We start from the raw sequence: 17,110 nt of genomic DNA on the forward strand, positions 1-17,110 counted from the left end.
ACGTCCACCCGGAGCCACCCATGAAAATGATCACCAGCATCATTCGCCCCTACAAGCTCGACGAGGTGCGCGATGCACTGGCCCGCACCGGCGTGTCGGGCATCACGGTCACCGAAGTACGCGGATTCGGTCGCCAGAAAGGGCATACCGAGCTGTATCGCGGCGCCGAATACGTCGTCGACTTCCTGCCCAAGCTCAAGGTCGAGGTGGTGGTGCCCGACGAGCTGCTCGACGCGGTGCTGGAGGACATCCAGCAGGCCGCGCGCACCGGCAATGTCGGTGACGGCAAGGTCTTCATCACCAGCGTGGATCAGGTGATCCGCATCCGAACCGGCGAACTCGACGCCGACGCCCTGTGAACCATCCACGCGAGGTTGCCATGAAAGATTCCAAGCTGTTCCGCGTCATCCGTACGGGATTGCCCTTGCTGCTGGGCCTGGTCGCGCCGATGCTGCATGCCGAGGCGGTGGTGCCGGTGGTCGACAAGGGCGACGTGGCGTGGATGCTCACCTCGACCCTGCTGGTGCTGCTGATGACGGTACCGGGACTGGCGCTGTTCTACGGCGGCCTGGTGCGTTCGAAGAACGTGCTGTCGGTGTTGATGCAGGTGATGACGGTGTTCTCGCTGCTGCTGCTGCTGTGGGTGGCCTACGGCTACAGCCTGGCGTTCAGCGGCGGTGGCGCGCTGATCGGCAATTTCGACAAGGTGTTCCTGCGCGGCGTCACCAAGGACACGCTGGCGGCCACTTTCAGCGCCGGGGTGTCGCTGCCGGAATACGTGTTCGTGGCGTTCCAGGCCACCTTCGCCGGCATCACCGGGGCGCTGATCGTGGGTTCGTTCGCCGAGCGCATGCGCTTCCGTGCGGTGCTGCTGTTCGCGGCGATCTGGTTCACCTTCGCCTATCTGCCGATCGCGCACATGGTCTGGTACGGGCCGGACGGTTACCTGTTCGCGAAAGGCGCGCTGGATTTCGCCGGCGGTACCGTGGTGCACATCAACGCGGGCGTGGCCGGTCTGGTCGGCGCGTATCTGGTCGGGCCGCGGCTGGGTTTCGGGCGCGAGCCGATGAAACCGCACAACGTCACCTTCACCATGGTCGGTGCGGCGCTGCTGTGGGTGGGCTGGTTCGGCTTCAACGCCGGCTCCAACCTGGAGGCGAACTCGGGTGCGGCGCTGGCCTTCGTCAACACCTTGCTGGCCGCGGCCGCGGCGGTGCTGGCGTGGCTGGTGGCCGAGTCGCTGCTGCGTGGTCATGCGTCGATGCTGGGCGGCGCTTCCGGTGCCGTCGCCGGCCTGGTCGGCATCACTCCGGCCTGCGGCACGGTGGGCCCGCTGGGCGCGATCGTGATCGGCGTGCTGGCCAGTCTGTGCTGTGTGTGGGGCGTCACCGGACTGAAGCGCCTGTCGCGCGCCGACGATGCGCTGGATGTGTTCGGCGTGCACGGCATCGGCGGCATCGTCGGTGCGCTGCTGACCGCGGTGTTCACCGCGCCCGCGCTGGGCGGCACCGGTGCGGCGAACTTCGCGATCGGCCACCAGCTTGGCGTGCAGGCACTGGGCGTGGCGATCACGGTGGTCTGGAGCGGGCTGGTTTCGGTGCTGGCCTACTTCATGGCCAAGGCCGTGTTCGGCCTGCGGGTGCCCTACGATGCCGAGCGCGAGGGGCTGGACATCACCACGCACGGCGAAAGCGCCTACGATGTCTGAGCGGTTCGCCGGGGACGCCATGAGCGTGCGATGATGGTGCAACGTGCCACCTTCATTGCACCATCATGTGGCATTCGGGCTCGTCCGGTAGGCCGGACGAGCCCGAATGCCCCCGTCCCGCAATGCTCCCGGCCATTGGCACGGGCCTTGCCTCCACCAGTCCATCATTCATCGCCGAGGTTGCTCCATGTCTGCCAACAAAGTGCTCGACCTGATCCAGGAACATGACGTCGAGTTCGTCGACTTCCGCTTTGCCGACATGCTCGGCGTGCACCACCATGTCACCTTCCCGGCCCACGCGATCGACGAGTCGACCTTCGAGGACGGCAAGATGTTCGACGGCTCCTCGATCACCGGCTGGAAGGGCATCAACGAGTCGGACATGATCCTGCTGCCCGACCCGGACACCGCCCACCTCGACCCGTTCAGCGCGCACCCGCAGCTGATCCTGCATTGCGATGTGCTGGAGCCGAGCACCATGCAGGCCTACGGCCGCGACCCGCGCTCGATCGCCAAGCGCGGCGAGGCGTTCCTGAAATCCACCGGCATCGCCGACACCGCGTTCTTTGGTCCGGAGCCCGAGTTCTTCATCTTCGACTCGGTGCGCTGGCAGAACGATCCGGGCCGCGTGTTCTACGAGATCGGCTCCGAGGAAGCGGCGTGGTCGTCGCGCTACAAGTACGACGGCAACAACACCGGCCACCGCCCGGGCGTGAAGGGCGGCTATTTCCCGGTCAGCCCGGTCGATTCGCTGGGCGACCTGCGCGCCGACATGTGCAAGGTGCTCGAATCGCTCGGTCAGAAGGTCGAAGTGCATCACCACGAAGTGGCGAATGCCGGCCAGTGCGAGATTGGCGTGCGCTTCAACACGCTGGTGAAGAAGGCCGACGAACTGATGACGATGAAGTACGTCATCAAGAACGTGGCGCACCAGAACGGCAAGACCGTTACCTTCATGCCCAAGCCGCTGGTCGGCGACAACGGCAGCGGCATGCACGTGCACCAGTCGCTGGCCAAGAACGGCGAGAACCTGTTTGCCGGCGATCTGTACGGCGGCCTCAGCCAGACCGCGCTGTGGTACATCGGCGGCATCTTCAAGCATGCCCGCGCGATCAATGCGTTCGCCAACTCCACCACCAACAGCTACAAGCGCCTGGTGCCGGGCTTCGAGGCGCCGGTGATGCTGGCCTACTCCGCGCGCAACCGCTCGGCCAGCTGCCGCATCCCGTACGTGGCCAGCCCGAAGGGCCGCCGCATTGAAGTGCGTTTCCCCGATCCGATGAACTCCGGCTACCTGGTGTTCACCGCGCTGATGATGGCCGGCCTGGACGGCATCATCAACAAGATCGACCCGGGCGCGCCGGCCGACAAGGACCTCTACGACCTGCCGCCGGAAGAAGAGAAGAACATCCCGCAGGTCTGCTCCAGCCTCGACGCGGCGCTGGAAGCGCTGGACAAGGATCGCGACTTCCTCAAGGCCGGCGGCGTGTTCACCGACGACTTCATCGATGCCTACATCGAAGTGAAGATGAAGGAAGTCACCAAGTACCGCGCCAGTACCCACCCGCTGGAATTCCAGATGTACTACTCGCTGTAAGAGCGATAGCCATGGGGTGAAGACAACGGGCGCTGCGGCGCCCGTTGTCATGTTTAAGGCTGCGCCGCTGACGAGGATCTGCTTGCCGGCCGCGTGGTCGGCGACCGGCGCGCGTCAGCCTGGTCCGGCCGGAAGATCGCCGGCGGCGATCAAGGCTGCGACCGCCTCCTGGATGGCGGCCAGGCTGGTATGGCGCGGCTGGAAACCGAGGCGCTGGCGCGCCTTCTCCATCGACATGCAGGGGCTGCGCGCGATGTGTTCCCAGGCGTGCTCCGCATGCTCGGGGGTCTGCCCGGCCTTCCACGCGTCGAAAGGCTGGAAGCGGATCTTCGGCTCCCGTCCGAACCAGCGGTACATGGCCTCGGCGTAGCCACGCAGGTTCAGCGCCTTCTCCGCGACCACATTGAACGTCTCCCCGATGGAGGCAGGCCGGTTGGCCATCGCGCGCATGACAAATTGCGCGATGTCATCCGCGTGCACGTGGTGGAGGGTTTCCAGGCCGAAGTTCGGCAGCGCGATTTCCTCGCCGCGTGCGATGCGCGCGAACACCTCCAGGTCGAGATTGCCGCAGGGACCGATCGGCGCCCAACCGGGCCCGACGATATGGCCGGGCCGGAACACCGTCGCCGGGAAACCGGTGCGGCGGGACTCGTGCAGCAGCCACGCCTCGGTGGCCGCCTTGTTGATGCCGTAGTCGCCGAACGGATTCGTTGGCTCGCTTTCATCGACCGGTATCGCCGCTTTGTGGCCGTACACCCAGATGGTTCCGCAATGCAGGAAATGCTCGACCTTGCCGCGCAGAGCGTGCACCAGTCGCTGCGTGCCGGGCAGGTCGAACGCGATCAGGTCGACGACGATGTCCGGGCGCAGCTCGACCACGCACGCGGCAAACCTTCCCGATCGCTCTTCGACCGTGCGGTCGATCGTCACCTGTTCCACGGAGCGCCAGGCCGGATGCGGGCGGTACGGCGTGGATTGGCCGCGGCTGATGTTGACCACGTCGTGGCCTTGTTCCACCAGCGCGGGAATCAGATAGGCGCCAATGTGCCCGCTGCCTCCGATGACGACGATTCGAGACATGCATCCTCCAGGTAGTCGGGCAAGTGGTGTTGTCGAAGTGAGCCGCCGCCGTCCGCAGTGGGCCGCTCGCGCCCGCCGGATCATCGCGCAATCGCGGCGGCAAGTGACAGGGGCTGCCGCCCTCGAGCAATGGACCGGCACCCGCGGCTGGCCGGCCGCGGGCGACACGGCGATGGCGCGCCATGGGCGAGGCGCGCGCCGCCCCCGCATGCGCCGCCCTGCCGACCCTGCGCCTTTGACGTCGAAATGTTGCATCGCAGCCACTTCGATTTCAATGTGGTCATGTGGATCGCGTAAATAGTAATATTTATCATAAAGTTGTACGCGATATCCCCGTGATTTCTCCCGTGCTGCCATGCAAGTTGACACCGGTGACAATGAATCCCAATCTGATGCCGTTCCGGTGCGGGGAGGCACAGTGGACTTGGCAATCACCCATTCCGATCTATCCATTCGCGTCGCGGCGTTGCCCTTTCTGGCGGCCGACGTGGGCGGCACGTTTGCCCGCGTCGCCTTGATGCAGGCGCCCCAAGACGGCGCGCGCGAGCCCGAAGTGCTGGCCTATCGCAAGCTCGCCTGTGCGGAGTTCGACGGGCTGGCGGCGCTGTTGCAATCGTTCGTGGACAGCGACGCCAATACCGGCGTGCGGCACTGCGTGCTCGCCTGCGCCGGCCACCTGAAGGACGACGAGGTGTTGAACGACAACTCGCCCTGGCCGATCCATCTGGCGCCGCTGCGCCAGTCGCTGGCGCTGGACGAGATCGCCGTCCTCAATGACTTCGAGGCCCTGGGCTACGCACTGGGCAACGGGTCGGCCAATGGCTCCCGGCTGCTGTGCGGACCGGCGGTGCGGACCGATGATGGCCCGGTGCTGGTGATCGGACCCGGCACCGGCCTGGGCGCGGCCGTGCGCTTGCCCGCCGCGGCAGGCGGCCACGTGCTGGCGACCGAAGCCGGCCAGATGGATTTCGCCCCCGGTTCGATCCGCGAACGCGAGCTGCTCGCCCACCTGGCACCCCACGGCGGCTACGTGGCGTACGAACGCATCGTGTCCGGCCCCGGCCTGCTGACTTCCTATGCGGCCCTGTGCGCCATGCGCGGAGAAACGCCGCGGCTGGCTACGCCCGGCGAAGTCACCGCCGCGGCCGCGGCCTGCAGCGACGCGCAGGCGGTGGAAGCCGTGCAGCTCTTTTGCGCGGCGCTGGGAAGTTTTGCCGGGAGCCTGGCGATGACCTTCATGGCCACCGGTGGCGTGTATCTGGCCGGTGGCTTTCTGCATTCGATGTTCGCGTTGCTCGAGCACAGCGCGTTCGAAGAGCGCTTCCTGCACGGACGCAGCGTGCGCGCATTCCTTTCGCAGGTTCCGGTGTGGGTCACCGAACACGGCCGCCACGGCGTGCTCGGTGCGGCCCAGTGGTATCTCAGGCGTGGCGTGCCCCAGGCGGCGCGGCAGGCATCAACCTAAGAGGTAAGGCACATGTCCACCCTACATCGCAGACACCCCTTGTCCCTGGCCGTATCGATGTCCCTGCTGGCGGCGGTGGCGACCTCGGCGGCGGCATCCCCGCGCCCCGGCACGCCGACGGGTGCCGCCGCGCCGCAAGACACGCCGGCAACGCCCGCGCCCGACACCGGCAAGGTCAAGCCGGCGAAGAAGAACAGCGCGGCAGACAAGGACGCGAAGAATGCGGTTGCGCTGTCTGCGGTCAACGTCGTCGGCGTGCGCGCCTCGCAGATGCGCGCGATCGAACTGAAGCGCCAGGCGCCGAACATCCAGGACAGCATCACCGCCGAGAGCATCGGCCAGTTGCCCGACGTGACCATCACCGATGCGTTGCAACGCGTCACCGGCGTGCAGATCAATCGCGACGCCGGCGTGGGCACCACGGTCGACGTGCGCGGCCTGCCCGAAGTGGGCACCATGTTGAACGGCGAAGCGTTCATCACCGCCGACCAGATCGACTCGCAACAGCCCGACTTCACCATGCTGCCGGCCACGCTGTTCCATGGCGTGGACGTGATCAAGTCACCCACCGCCAGCACCACCGACGGCGGCATCAGCGGCGCGCTCGACCTGCACACCTATCGCCCGTGGGACCTGCCCAGCGGTTTCACCTACAGCTACTCCGCCAACGGCGAGCGCGGTCGGACCAGCAGCAAGTGGGGACCCGAGGCCAACGGCCTGATCTCGTTCAACGATGAAGGTCGCTGGGGCCTGCTGGTTTCCGCCGACTATTCCGACACCACGCGCTCCAACTCGAACGAGGGCCTGGACCAGTACGGCGTGGTGCTGAACGGCGAAAACGCGGCCAGCGCGGGCGGCTACAACGGCTTCCTGACCCCGTGGAACGGCGCGCCGATTCCTCCGCAGATCGTGCAGAACCCCGACGGCAGCGTCGACGTCAACGGCGACGGCAAGTCCAACGGCGTGTTCATGGGCAGCCAGAACATCGGCCTGTACGACATCACCACCCAGCGCAAGCGCAAGTCGGCCAGCGCCTCGTTCCAGATGGACCTGGGCAGCGGCTTCACCTTCACCAGCGACTACTTCTACGCGAACCAGAAACAGTTCGACCGCAACGTCGGCATCCAGATCAACTCCACCAACTGGCAGGGCGCGACCTACGTGCCGCTGCAGTCGCGCGACACCGGCAGTCCGGTCGCCGGTTCCTACGGCACGCCCGAGCCGGGCTGGGACGGCAGCCACCTGTACACCACCCAGGTCTATCAAAAATGGCCGGGCGACGTGGAATCGTTCTCGCAGATCACCCGCAAGGATTCCACCGCGAAGAACTTCAACGCGCAGCTGGATTTCGACGACGGCGGGCCGTTCACGGCAAGCCTGCGAGGCATTCACGACACCGCGCGCCAGTCGAACGTCGAGACCGACATCAACATCTCCAATTCCGATGGCGGCCTGTGGTCCAACGTGCTGAAAGACGGCGTGCCCGATGACGCCGTGCCACCCGGCACCTACATCTTCCCCGACCAGCTCGGCGGCAACCGCGTATTCAATGCCAACGGCATGCCGCAGAACACGGTGCCGGTCACCGCCGACCTGCGTGGCCGCTACCTGACGGTGGGCCTGCCTTCGTCGCTGGCCAACCAGTTCGCCGACCCCAACGGCTGGACGATGAAGACGCTGGAGTCGTCCGGCGACTACGACCGCAAGGTCGCCCTCAACGTGCTGCGGCTCGATGGGCACTACGCCTTCGACAACGGCATCAAGCTGGATTTCGGCGTGCGCAACAGCATCCGCCACGCCGACAACATCGGCTACACGCTGGTCACGCCGGTGTACGCCGGCATGGGCGCCAGCGACCCGAACGGATGCCTGGTGCGTTACGTCGGCGCCGACGTGGTGTTGAACAGCGGCTCGTGCACCGCCGGCAACGATCAGGGCTATTTCCGTGCCGGCCCGATCTCGGCCTTGCAGATTCCCAACACGCCCGGACCGCTGGCCGACAACTGGAAGAAGTACAGCAATCTGCTCGGTTCGGGGATCACCTTCTGGGCGATCGATCCGCATGCGATGGACAACCCCGAGGCCTACTGGAAATCGCTGTATCCGCAGACCCAGCGCCAGGGCGAGCCCGGCACCACCTGGGCGGTGGGCATCAAGGAAACCTCGGCCTACCTGCAGGCCAATTTCGACGGCAGCCTGGGCAACATGCCGTACAGCGCCAACGTCGGCATGCGCGTGATCCGCACCAACCTCGGCGTCACCCAGCGGCTCAGCGGCGACCCGGGCGCGTACGGCACCGAGCCCGCCGATATCGGCGCGCAGGTCACCCGACGCAGCTACAAGGACTATCTGCCGGCGGCCAACTTCGCGCTGGATCTCACCGACAGCCTGAAGTTTCGCCTCGGCTTCTCCAAGAACATGATGCCGCTGGACCTCAGCACCTGGGGCGGCGGGCTGCAGCTGAACTATTCGCTGGTGGAAACCCCGCAGGGCCCGTTGTTCCGCGTGGCGGCCGGCAGTTCCAGCGGCAACCCCAAGCTCGACCCGTGGCGCTCGAAGAACTACAACGCCTCGCTCGAGTACTACGTCAACCCCACCAGCATGCTCAGCCTCGCGCTGTTCCGCATCAACGTGCAGAGCTTCATCAAGAGCGGCAGCGTCATCGACTGCACCCTGCCGGACGAGGATGGCGTGGTGCGCAATCACTGCGTCACCATCAGCGAGCCGATCCAGGGCACCGGCAACAGCATCCACGGCATGGAGTTCGACTATCGCCAGGGCTTCACCTTCCTGCCCGGCATCCTGTCCAGGACCGGCATGGAAATCAACGCGACCTACGCGCCGAGCAACTCGGGCGCCACCGACCTGGCCGGGCACAAGATCCCGTTCCAGGACAATTCGACCAAGTCCGGCAACTTCATCCTGTGGTACCAGGACGACCGCTTCCAGGCTCGCGTCGCCTACAACTACCGTTCGCGCCGCGCGGTGTCGGAGGACGTCGGCGGCATCACCGGCATGGAGATGTACGAGGCGCCGCAGAAGTATCTGGACGCGTCGGTCTCGTACAAGATCGCCAAGACCGCCGAAGTGTTCGTGGACGGCACCAACCTCACCAACGCGTACCAGCGCTACTACCTGGTGTGGCCCGACCAGCCGGCGCATTCGAACTTCTCCGAACGCATGTTCATGGTCGGCATCCGCGGTCAGTGGTGATCGCAACAGCGGCTTCCGCCTCCGTGCCTGCCGCGGCACGGGCGCGGCAGGCTGCACGATTGAGGCCATCCTGCCGAAGGTGCTTGCTGCACCGGCAAGCCGGCGCCACGCAGATACCATTCCATCCACCACCTAGCCGCGTCGCACGACGCCAGGGCTGACATGCAGGCCAACAGCACACAATCCGCCCGCGGCAGCAGCTTCCATCGCTCGATCGGCCTGTTCACCGGCACCGCGATCAACATGACCCAGATGTGCGGCATCGGGCCATTCATCACCATCCCGATCATGGTCGCCACGATGGGCGGGCCGCAGGCGGTGATCGGCTGGATCGTCGGCGCCATCCTGGCGATCGCCGACGGCATGGTCTGGGCCGAGCTGGGCGCGGCCATGCCCGGCTCCGGCGGCACCTACGTCTACCTGCGCGAAGCGTTCCAGTACCGCACCGGCAAGCTGATGCCGTTCCTGTTCATCTGGACCGTGCTGCTGACGATCCCGTTGCTGATGTCCACCGGCATCATCGGCATGGTCGAGTACCTGGGCTTCTTCTTCCCGCACCTGGGCTGGTGGCCGGTGCATCTGATCAGCCTGCTGGCGACGGCCCTCGTCACCCTGCTGCTGTACCGGCGGATCGAATCCATCCGCGTGATCACCATTGCCTTGTGGGTGATCATGCTGCTGTCGGTCGTCGGCGTGTCGGCGGCGGGCTTCTCGGATTTCCATGCCAGCTACGCCTTCAGCTATCCGGCCGGCGTGTTCGGCGGCCATTTCTTCGTCGGCCTCGGCGCGGGTCTGATCATCGGCATCTACGACTACCTCGGCTACTTCACCACCGCCTACATGGGCGACGAGCTGCGCGACCCGGGCCGCACCATGCCCGGCTCGATCATCATCTCGGTGATCGCGATGATGTTCGTCTACCTGATCCTCAACATCAGCGTGCTCGGCGTGGCGCCGTGGCAGGAGATCGCCCACTCCACCTCGGTGGCGTCGCTGGTGGTGGAGCACAGCTGGGGCCACATGGCGGCCGCGGTGATGACCCTGCTGATCATCGTGACCGCGTTCGCCTCGGTGTTCGCCGGCCTGCTCGGCGGTTCGCGCGTGCCGTTCCAGGCGGCGCACGAAAAGGTGTTCCTGTCGGTGTTCGGCAAGCTGCACGCGAAGCACGGCTTTCCGCACGTGGCGCTGCTGACGATGGGCGTGCTGACGGCCGTCGGCACCTTCTTCGACCTGACCGAAGTCATCAACATGCTGCTGGCCGCGACCATCATCGTGCAGTTCATCGCGCAGATCGCCGCGCTGGTGGTGCTGCGCCAACGCCAGCCGGGGCTGCACCGGCCGTACCGGCAGTGGCTGTATCCGGTGCCGTGCGTGATCGCGCTGGTGGGCTGGATCTACGTCTATGTGTCGGCGTCCACCTTGTCGCTGATCCTGTCCGGCATCTGGATCGTCGCCGGCCTAGTGGTGTTCGCGATCTGGGCGAAGGTCAACCGCTCCTGGCCGTTCGCGCCACTGGAAATCCGTGAAGCCTATCTTGAGAAGGACTGACGCCATGCGCCTCCTGGCCACCTCCGTGTTCCTATCGATGATCGCGCTGGCCGCCTCGGCGGCCGTGCCGACTGCGCGCAGCGGAACCTTCGCGCCCACGCGGGTGGACGCTGGCGTCGGCGTCACCACCGCCGTGGCCGGCTGGCAGATCCAGGCCAGCGACAAGGCGCAGGAAGGCGGCGCCGAGATTTCCAGCGCTGGCTACGCCACCCAGGGCTGGTACCCGGTCAGCGGCCGCGCCACGGTGATGGCGGGCTTGCTGGAAAACGACGCGTACAAGGATGTGTTCTACAGCGACAACCTGCGTGCGGTGCAGGCGCCCGACGCCAGCGGCACGCTGTTCGTGAACCCCTGGTGGTATCGGACCGAGTTCGTCCTGCCCGCGGTGAAGCACGGGCGGCACACCCTGCTGCACACCAACGGCATGATCGCCAGTGCCGACGTGTGGGTGAACGGGCATCTGGTCGCCGACCACGTCACGGTGGCCGGCGCCTATCCCGTGCACGAGCTCGACGTGACGCCGTGGGTGCACGCGGGCAGCAACATCCTCGCGCTGCGCGTGCATCCGGACGACCCGCGCCGCAGCCTGTCGATCGGCTGGGTCGACTGGAACCCCACGCCGCCGGACAACAACATGGGCCCGTGGCGCGGCGTGGACATCGTGCAGAGCGGACCGGTGCAGCTGCGCTTTGCGCATGTGACGCCCGCGCTGTCGCTGCCCCATCTCGCGCACGCCGCGCTGACCGTGAAGGTGGAGGCGCGCAATCTCGATACGGTGGCGCACGAGGCGACGATCACCGGCACGGTGGCCGGCGTTTCGCTGCAGCGGACGATCCACCTCGCCGCCGGCGAAACGCAGACTGTCGCGTTCACGCCGAAGACCGATCCCGGCCTCGAGCTCAGCCATCCCAACGTCTGGTGGCCCATCGGCATGGGCGCCCATCCGCTGTACGCGCTGCAGCTGGCGGCCAGCGTCGATGGCGCGACGTCCGATAAAGCCGGCGCCACGTTCGGCATCCGCAGCGTCAGCTCCCGGCTGACCAAGCAGGGCTATCGCCAGTTCCTCGTCAACGGCATGCCGATCCTGATCCGCGGCGGCGGCTGGGCGCCGGACATGTTCCTGCGCGACGATCCCGCGCGCATGGAGGCCGAGTTCAGCTACGTGCGCAACCTCGGGCTCAACACCATCCGCAGCGAGGGCAAGCTGGAAAGCGCGCGCTTCTACGAGCTGGCCGACCGCGACGGCATCATGATCCTGGCCGGCTGGGAATGCTGCGACAAATGGGAGTCGGCCGCCAAGACCGGCGGCGCGCCATGGGATGCGGCGGACATGAAAGTGGCGCAAGACTCGATGGCCAGCGAAGCGCGCCTGCTGCGCAACCATCCGTCGGTGATCGGCTTCCTGATCGGCAGCGACAACCCACCGCCGCCGCCCCTCGCGAAGATGTACGTCGACACCTTGCACGCCGAAGACTGGGCGCTGCCCATCATCGCGGTGGCCACCGACAAGGCCACCGCCGAGACCGGGCCGTCCGGCATGAAGATGACCGGGCCCTACGCCTGGGTGCCGCCTTCCTACTGGTACGCCGACCAGCTGGGTGGCGCGTTCGGCTTCAACTCCGAAACCAGCGCGGGCGCCGACATCCCGCGGCTGGAAGACCTCACCCGCATGCTGTCGCTGCAGGAACAGGAAGCGCTGTGGAAGCATCCCGAGCTGCGCCAGTATCACGCCGCCGCCGACTGGTCGACGTTCTCCAGCATCGCGCCGTTCGCCACGGCGCTGGCCAAACGCTATGGCGCGCCGAAGAGCCTCGCCGACTATGTGGCCAAGGCGCAGCTCGACAACTACGACAACACCCGCGCCCAGTTCGAGGCGTACAACGCGCACATGGATGCGGCCAACCCCTCGACCGGCGTGATCTACTGGATGCTCAACAACGCCTGGCCGTCGCTGCACTGGCATCTGTACGACTACTACATGAATCCGGCCGGCGCGTACTTCGGCGCGAAGAAGGCCAACGAGCCGGTGCACATCCAATACTCGTATGACACGCGCGACGTGGTGCTGGTCAACCAGACGCTCACCGACGCGCACGGCCTGCAGGCGCGCCTGCGCCTGCGCAACCTGGACGGCAGCGTGCGCTACGAGCGGCGCGTGCAGGGCATTGACCTGCCCGGCAACGGCACGCGGCAAGTGGCGACGCTGCCGGTGCCGGCCGGCCTGTCACCGACGTACTTCATCGAACTCGAACTCGCTTCCGCCGGTGGCCGTCCGATCAGCCGCAACGTGTACTGGCTCTCCGCCCAAGCGGACGCGCTCGACTGGGCGCATTCGAACTGGTACCTCACGCCGGTGACGCACTACGCGGACCTCACCGCATTGCAGTCCCTGCCGGCGGTGACCAGCGAGGTGCACGCGTCGATGCAGCATGTGGGAGCGGAAGAAACGGTCAGCGTGACCCTGACGATGCCTGCGTCGGCCAAGGGCGTGGCGTTGTTCCAGCACCTGTCGATCCGCCAGGCCGCTGGTGGCAAACTGGTGCTTCCTATCCTGTGGAGCGACAACGACGTGACCCTGTGGCCCGGCGAATCGCTGACCGTGACGGCGCGTTATGCAGGGCAGGGGGGCGCGGCACCGATCGTCGAGGTCAGCGGCTGGAATGCGCCCACGCGCAGCTTCCCGATCGTCGTGGAAGAAGGCGTGACTGCCGCGCAAGGAACGAAGCATTGAACCAGGACAGACCCGCATGGCGCGCGTGACCATCACCGACGTCGCCCGTGCCGTCGGCACCTCGAAGAAGACCATCTCGCGGGTGCTCAACAACGATCCGAACGTTAGCGCCGCCATGCGCCAGAGCGTGCTGGCCGCCATCGCGGAGCTCAACTACCGGCCGCTCACCTCGGCGCGCAGCCTGGCCACCAATCGCTCCTTCATGATCGGCCTGCTGTACGACAACCGCTCGCCCAGCTACATCATGGAGGTGCAGGCCGGCGTGCTGGAGGCGTGCGAGGCGCAGCACTACAGCATGATGCTGCAGCCGCTGGTATCGACCTCGCCGGACTTCGTCGAGCGGGTCGAGGATCTGCTGTCGCGCCAGCGGCCGGACGGACTGATCCTCACGCCACCGCTGACCGACCACCCGCAATTGCTTGACTGCCTGCGCCGGCACGACGTGCCGTTCGCCTCCATCGCGCCGCGCCATCCCGAGGGCTGCATCGGCGTGATGCTGCGCGAACGCGAAGCCGCCGCGGCGATGGTCGATCATCTGGTGGCGCTGGGTCACCGCCGCATCGCGCATATCATCGGCGATCTCGAACACGGCGCCGGCATCTGGCGCCTGGCCGGCTACCGCGACGGCCTCGCGCGGGCCGGGCTGCAGGAAGATCCGGCCTACATGATGCAGGGGCGCTTCTCGTTCGAGTCCGGTGTGGCAGCGATGCGCCAGTTGCTGGCACTGCCGCTGCGGCCGACCGCCGTGTTCGCCGGCGACGACGACATGGCCGTCGGCGCGATCTGGGCGGCGGCGGAGGCCGGCGTGTCGATTCCCGCCGAGATGTCGATCTGCGGCTTCGACGACACCACCATCGCGACCCAGGTCTGGCCGCCGCTGACGACGATCCACCAGCCGGTGCGCGAGATGGGTCGTCGCGCCACCGAGGAGTTGCTGCGGCGCGTGCTGAACAGGGGCGAGTCGAGCATGGTCGAGGTCGACTACCAGATGCGCATCCGCGCCTCGACCGCACCCGCGCCCGCACGCTAGTCGTCCGCTCGCGTACCATTCGATGGGCACCCCGGCCGGGCTGCCTGTCCCATCACATCGCTGATCCAGAGGAGTGCCTGCATGTCTGCACACGACGTCGCGAAGTCGGCCCGGAAGTTTCACTTCATCTCCGGCCTGCCGCGCTCAGGCAGCACCCTGCTGGCGGCGATCCTCAACCAGAACCCGCGTTTCCGCGCCGGCATGACCAGCCCGCTGGCCGACATCATGGGCATGGTGATGGCCGAGGCGAGCAGCAAGAACGACTTCTCGTTCGATGTCTCCGACGAGCAGCGCGTGGCGATGTTGCGCGGTCTGGTCGAGAATTTCTATGCAGCGCAGGCCGACGCCGGCGTCGTGTTCGACACCAGCCGCCTGTGGTGCAGCCGCATGCCGCTGCTGGGCACGCTGTTTCCCGCCGCCAAGGTCATCGCCTGCGTGCGCCCGTTGCCGTGGGTGCTCGACAGCATGGAGCGGCTGGTGCGCAACCAGCCGGTCAGCGTCAGCAAGGTGTTCCGCTTCGATACCAACACCACGGTGTACTCACGCGTGGAGGCGCTGACCGACCCGCGCGGGATGGTCGGTTTCGCCTACCAGGCGATCAAGGATGCGTTCTACGGGCAGTACGCGCCTGGTCATCTGCTGCTGCTGACGTACGAGAGCCTGGTGCGGAATCCTGCGGCGGCGATGCGTGCGGTTTATCAGTTTATTGGCGAGCCGTGGTTCGAGCATGACTTCGACAACATCGCCTTCCAGGCCGACGAGTTCGACGCCCGCGTCGGCATGCCCGGGCTGCATACGGTGCGCCCGAAGGTGGAACCCGTTGAACGCACCTCGATCTTGCCGCGCGAAATTTTTGCGCGCTTCGTCAATGAGTCGTTCTGGATGGATCCGAAGAACAATGTTAGTCAGGTGCCGATTGTGTAGGAGGCGTTGCCTGTTTTAGAGCAAGAGCGTTTCGTCCTCCTGCGGAGGTCGAGTGGCTTTCTCTTGAATGGCCAAGAGAAAGTCACCAAAGAGATGGCCAACCTCCTCGGCGCTTGCCGGGCTGCGCCCGACAAGTCCGTGAGCCGCGGCCGGGCTTTTCGACAGCACATCCATGTGCTGGCGAAAAGGAGTCGACATCGTGTCGACTCCCCTGCGGGCCTGTCGTCCACGGCTCACCGCCTCACAAGGGAGTGAACGTCAAAATCAACGGCAACAGCCAGAGCAACGGCGCTGAAGCGCAAGCGTGCTCAAGTTGTGAGTCATCGGTGGCAAGACAAGACCTGACGCTTTGGGGTCTGTTTGCGACAGACATGACGCTGCTGCACACTGGGAGCGATGGTCATTTTCGGCGAGATCGATTGCCGCTTCCATGGTCATGCGTTCCAACTCATCCTATTGAATGGAGACAACCGAATGACCCGCATCCTTTTCGTTGGCCAGAAGCCGGAGACGGTAGATTTCTCCGACCCGTCGCTTCCGCCGGGCTTTGATGCGGGCAAGATCAACGCCGGTATCGCCGTGGCTGTCACCAAGATCCAGGAACGCGGATGGCAAGGCGACACGTGCATGATCACACCCGATGAGGCCGGCGGGGCCATGCTTGAAAGACAGCTGAGCAGCGCAACTTACGACTGTGTCGTGATCGGCGGCGGGCTCAGGATTCCGCCAAAAGGCTTGGCCCTTTTCGAGACGGTGGTGAACATTGTCCATAAGGCAGCGCCAGGTGCCGTCATCGCATTCAACACGCGCCCGGAAGACACGGCCGACGCTGCTGCTCGCCAGCTCCGTCTTGCTTGACATACAGCTGACGTCGCTCGATCGGATGCTCCTGCGGGCGTGTCGTCCGCGGCTCACCGCCTCACAAGGGAAGTCGAGATCAAGATCTGGATCAGGTTCATTTCCTCACGGCCTTAAGTGAACCTGACCCCGATAGTTTTAGGCTGCGCGAAGCGATGTCGGAGCTGTACCGCGCTTTAGTGATCGACGGCGCATCGGCGGATGAGGCTGCGAGTCGCGCCAACCGAGAGCTAGACGACGATCAGCGGCTACGCTTCACCGAGGTTCTTGGGCTTATCCGGAGCTCCGTCGCCCAATCTATGGATCAATTTACTGGGGAAAAATTCAAGAGCTACCGGACAAGCATGATTGCCAGAGTCAGCTTGGAAAAGGGTCACCATGTGAGTCTCGGTGCTTCGGAGTTGAAGCGGATCATGTTCGATGCTCAAGTCAACGTGGTGCAGGCGACTATCGCTAAAATGCTTGCTTACGATCAGATTCCGAGCAATAGACAGCGTTTCGGCTTCGATGCTCGAGGGTTCGTGAAGGAAGAGCTGCGTCGGCAGCTGCGCAGATGAAAGCCGGGGTCACCATTTCGCACCAAAAACCCGGGCAAAACACGAGTCAGTGCCCAAAACCCGGTTCAGAGTCTGAGGTTTCCCCACGTTTTTATGCCGGCACTCCCAGTTGATCCAGCAGTTGTGCGCTGGGGTATCGTAACTGATCGATGAGTTCGCTCAAGCGCGTGCTCGACCATCGTCGCACAAGTGCCTCGCGACCCAGCCGCATGACCGAAACAGGGGTCACAGTGAACTTTCTTGGAGATTGCGCTGTGGAAACTCGACTCTGGCCCTGAGGTTTCCCCACGAATCTTCTCGCTCAATCAACACCTTGCGTGCGGACTGAGGGAACAGTGCGCGCATGATGCGGTCATTCCTCACGGGTTACGAAGCCAGAGGAGACCGCACCATGCACGC

12 protein-coding genes are annotated in these 17,110 nt (G+C 65.5%); 11 read left to right on the plus strand and 1 reads right to left on the minus strand.

The features are described from left to right. Window positions 1-20: 20 nt before the first annotated feature. The 3 genes from ACQGNJ_RS03235 (at window position 21) to glnA (ending at window position 3,305) form a co-directional block, all read left to right on the plus strand. On the plus strand, window positions 21-359 hold the full coding sequence (locus tag ACQGNJ_RS03235; protein ID WP_426687794.1) for a P-II family nitrogen regulator: 339 nt from the start codon (window positions 21-23) through the stop codon (window positions 357-359). Between the two features lie 89 nt (window positions 360-448). Next, complete coding sequence (locus ACQGNJ_RS03240; protein WP_426687807.1) at window positions 449-1,708, plus strand: ammonium transporter; 1,260 nt, start codon at window positions 449-451, stop codon at window positions 1,706-1,708. A gap of 187 nt (window positions 1,709-1,895) precedes the next feature. After that, window positions 1,896-3,305 carry a type I glutamate--ammonia ligase gene (gene glnA, locus ACQGNJ_RS03245; protein ID WP_426687795.1) on the plus strand — a complete coding sequence of 470 codons (1,410 nt, stop codon included), beginning with the start codon at window positions 1,896-1,898 and terminating at the stop codon, window positions 3,303-3,305. 114 nt (window positions 3,306-3,419) lie between these two features. Here glnA and ACQGNJ_RS03250 read toward each other — a convergent pair whose 3' ends face one another. Continuing rightward, window positions 3,420-4,742, minus strand: a complete 1,323-nt coding sequence (locus tag ACQGNJ_RS03250) for an NAD-dependent epimerase/dehydratase family protein (protein ID WP_426687796.1) — start codon at window positions 4,740-4,742, stop codon at window positions 3,420-3,422. 61 nt (window positions 4,743-4,803) lie between these two features. Between ACQGNJ_RS03250 and ACQGNJ_RS03255 the strand changes: the two genes are divergently transcribed. The 8 genes from ACQGNJ_RS03255 to ACQGNJ_RS03290 all read left to right on the plus strand — a co-directional run bounded on the left by ACQGNJ_RS03255 (window position 4,804) and on the right by ACQGNJ_RS03290 (window position 16,711). Continuing rightward, window positions 4,804-5,850, plus strand: coding sequence for a glucokinase (locus ACQGNJ_RS03255; protein WP_426687797.1), 1,047 nt, complete (start codon window positions 4,804-4,806; stop codon window positions 5,848-5,850). Window positions 5,851-5,862: 12 nt separating this feature from the next. Continuing rightward, window positions 5,863-9,063, plus strand: coding sequence for a TonB-dependent receptor (locus ACQGNJ_RS03260; RefSeq protein WP_426687798.1), 3,201 nt, complete (start codon window positions 5,863-5,865; stop codon window positions 9,061-9,063). Window positions 9,064-9,225: 162 nt separating this feature from the next. Further along, window positions 9,226-10,611 (plus strand): APC family permease, encoded by a 1,386-nt coding sequence (locus tag ACQGNJ_RS03265; protein WP_426687799.1) that lies wholly within the window; start codon window positions 9,226-9,228, stop codon window positions 10,609-10,611. A 4-nt stretch (window positions 10,612-10,615) separates the two neighbouring features. Beyond that, window positions 10,616-13,342 (plus strand): glycosyl hydrolase 2 galactose-binding domain-containing protein, encoded by a 2,727-nt coding sequence (locus ACQGNJ_RS03270; protein ID WP_426687800.1) that lies wholly within the window; start codon window positions 10,616-10,618, stop codon window positions 13,340-13,342. Window positions 13,343-13,358: 16 nt separating this feature from the next. Next, the gene (locus ACQGNJ_RS03275) at window positions 13,359-14,372 is read left to right on the plus strand and encodes a LacI family DNA-binding transcriptional regulator (RefSeq protein WP_426687801.1); all 1,014 of its coding nucleotides are present in this window, start codon (window positions 13,359-13,361) and stop codon (window positions 14,370-14,372) included. A gap of 81 nt (window positions 14,373-14,453) precedes the next feature. Then, on the plus strand, window positions 14,454-15,296 hold the full coding sequence (locus tag ACQGNJ_RS03280) for a sulfotransferase family protein (protein ID WP_426687802.1): 843 nt from the start codon (window positions 14,454-14,456) through the stop codon (window positions 15,294-15,296). 474 nt (window positions 15,297-15,770) lie between these two features. Then, the gene (locus ACQGNJ_RS03285; RefSeq protein WP_426687803.1) at window positions 15,771-16,154 is read left to right on the plus strand and encodes a hypothetical protein; all 384 of its coding nucleotides are present in this window, start codon (window positions 15,771-15,773) and stop codon (window positions 16,152-16,154) included. A 155-nt stretch (window positions 16,155-16,309) separates the two neighbouring features. Next, entirely contained in the window at window positions 16,310-16,711 is a 402-nt protein-coding gene (locus ACQGNJ_RS03290) for a hypothetical protein (RefSeq protein WP_426687804.1), read from the plus strand. Window positions 16,712-17,110: the final 399 nt, after the last annotated feature.

It is taken from the genome of Rhodanobacter ginsengiterrae, from assembly GCF_050026815.1.
GTDB lineage: Bacteria > Pseudomonadota > Gammaproteobacteria > Xanthomonadales > Rhodanobacteraceae > Rhodanobacter > Rhodanobacter ginsengiterrae.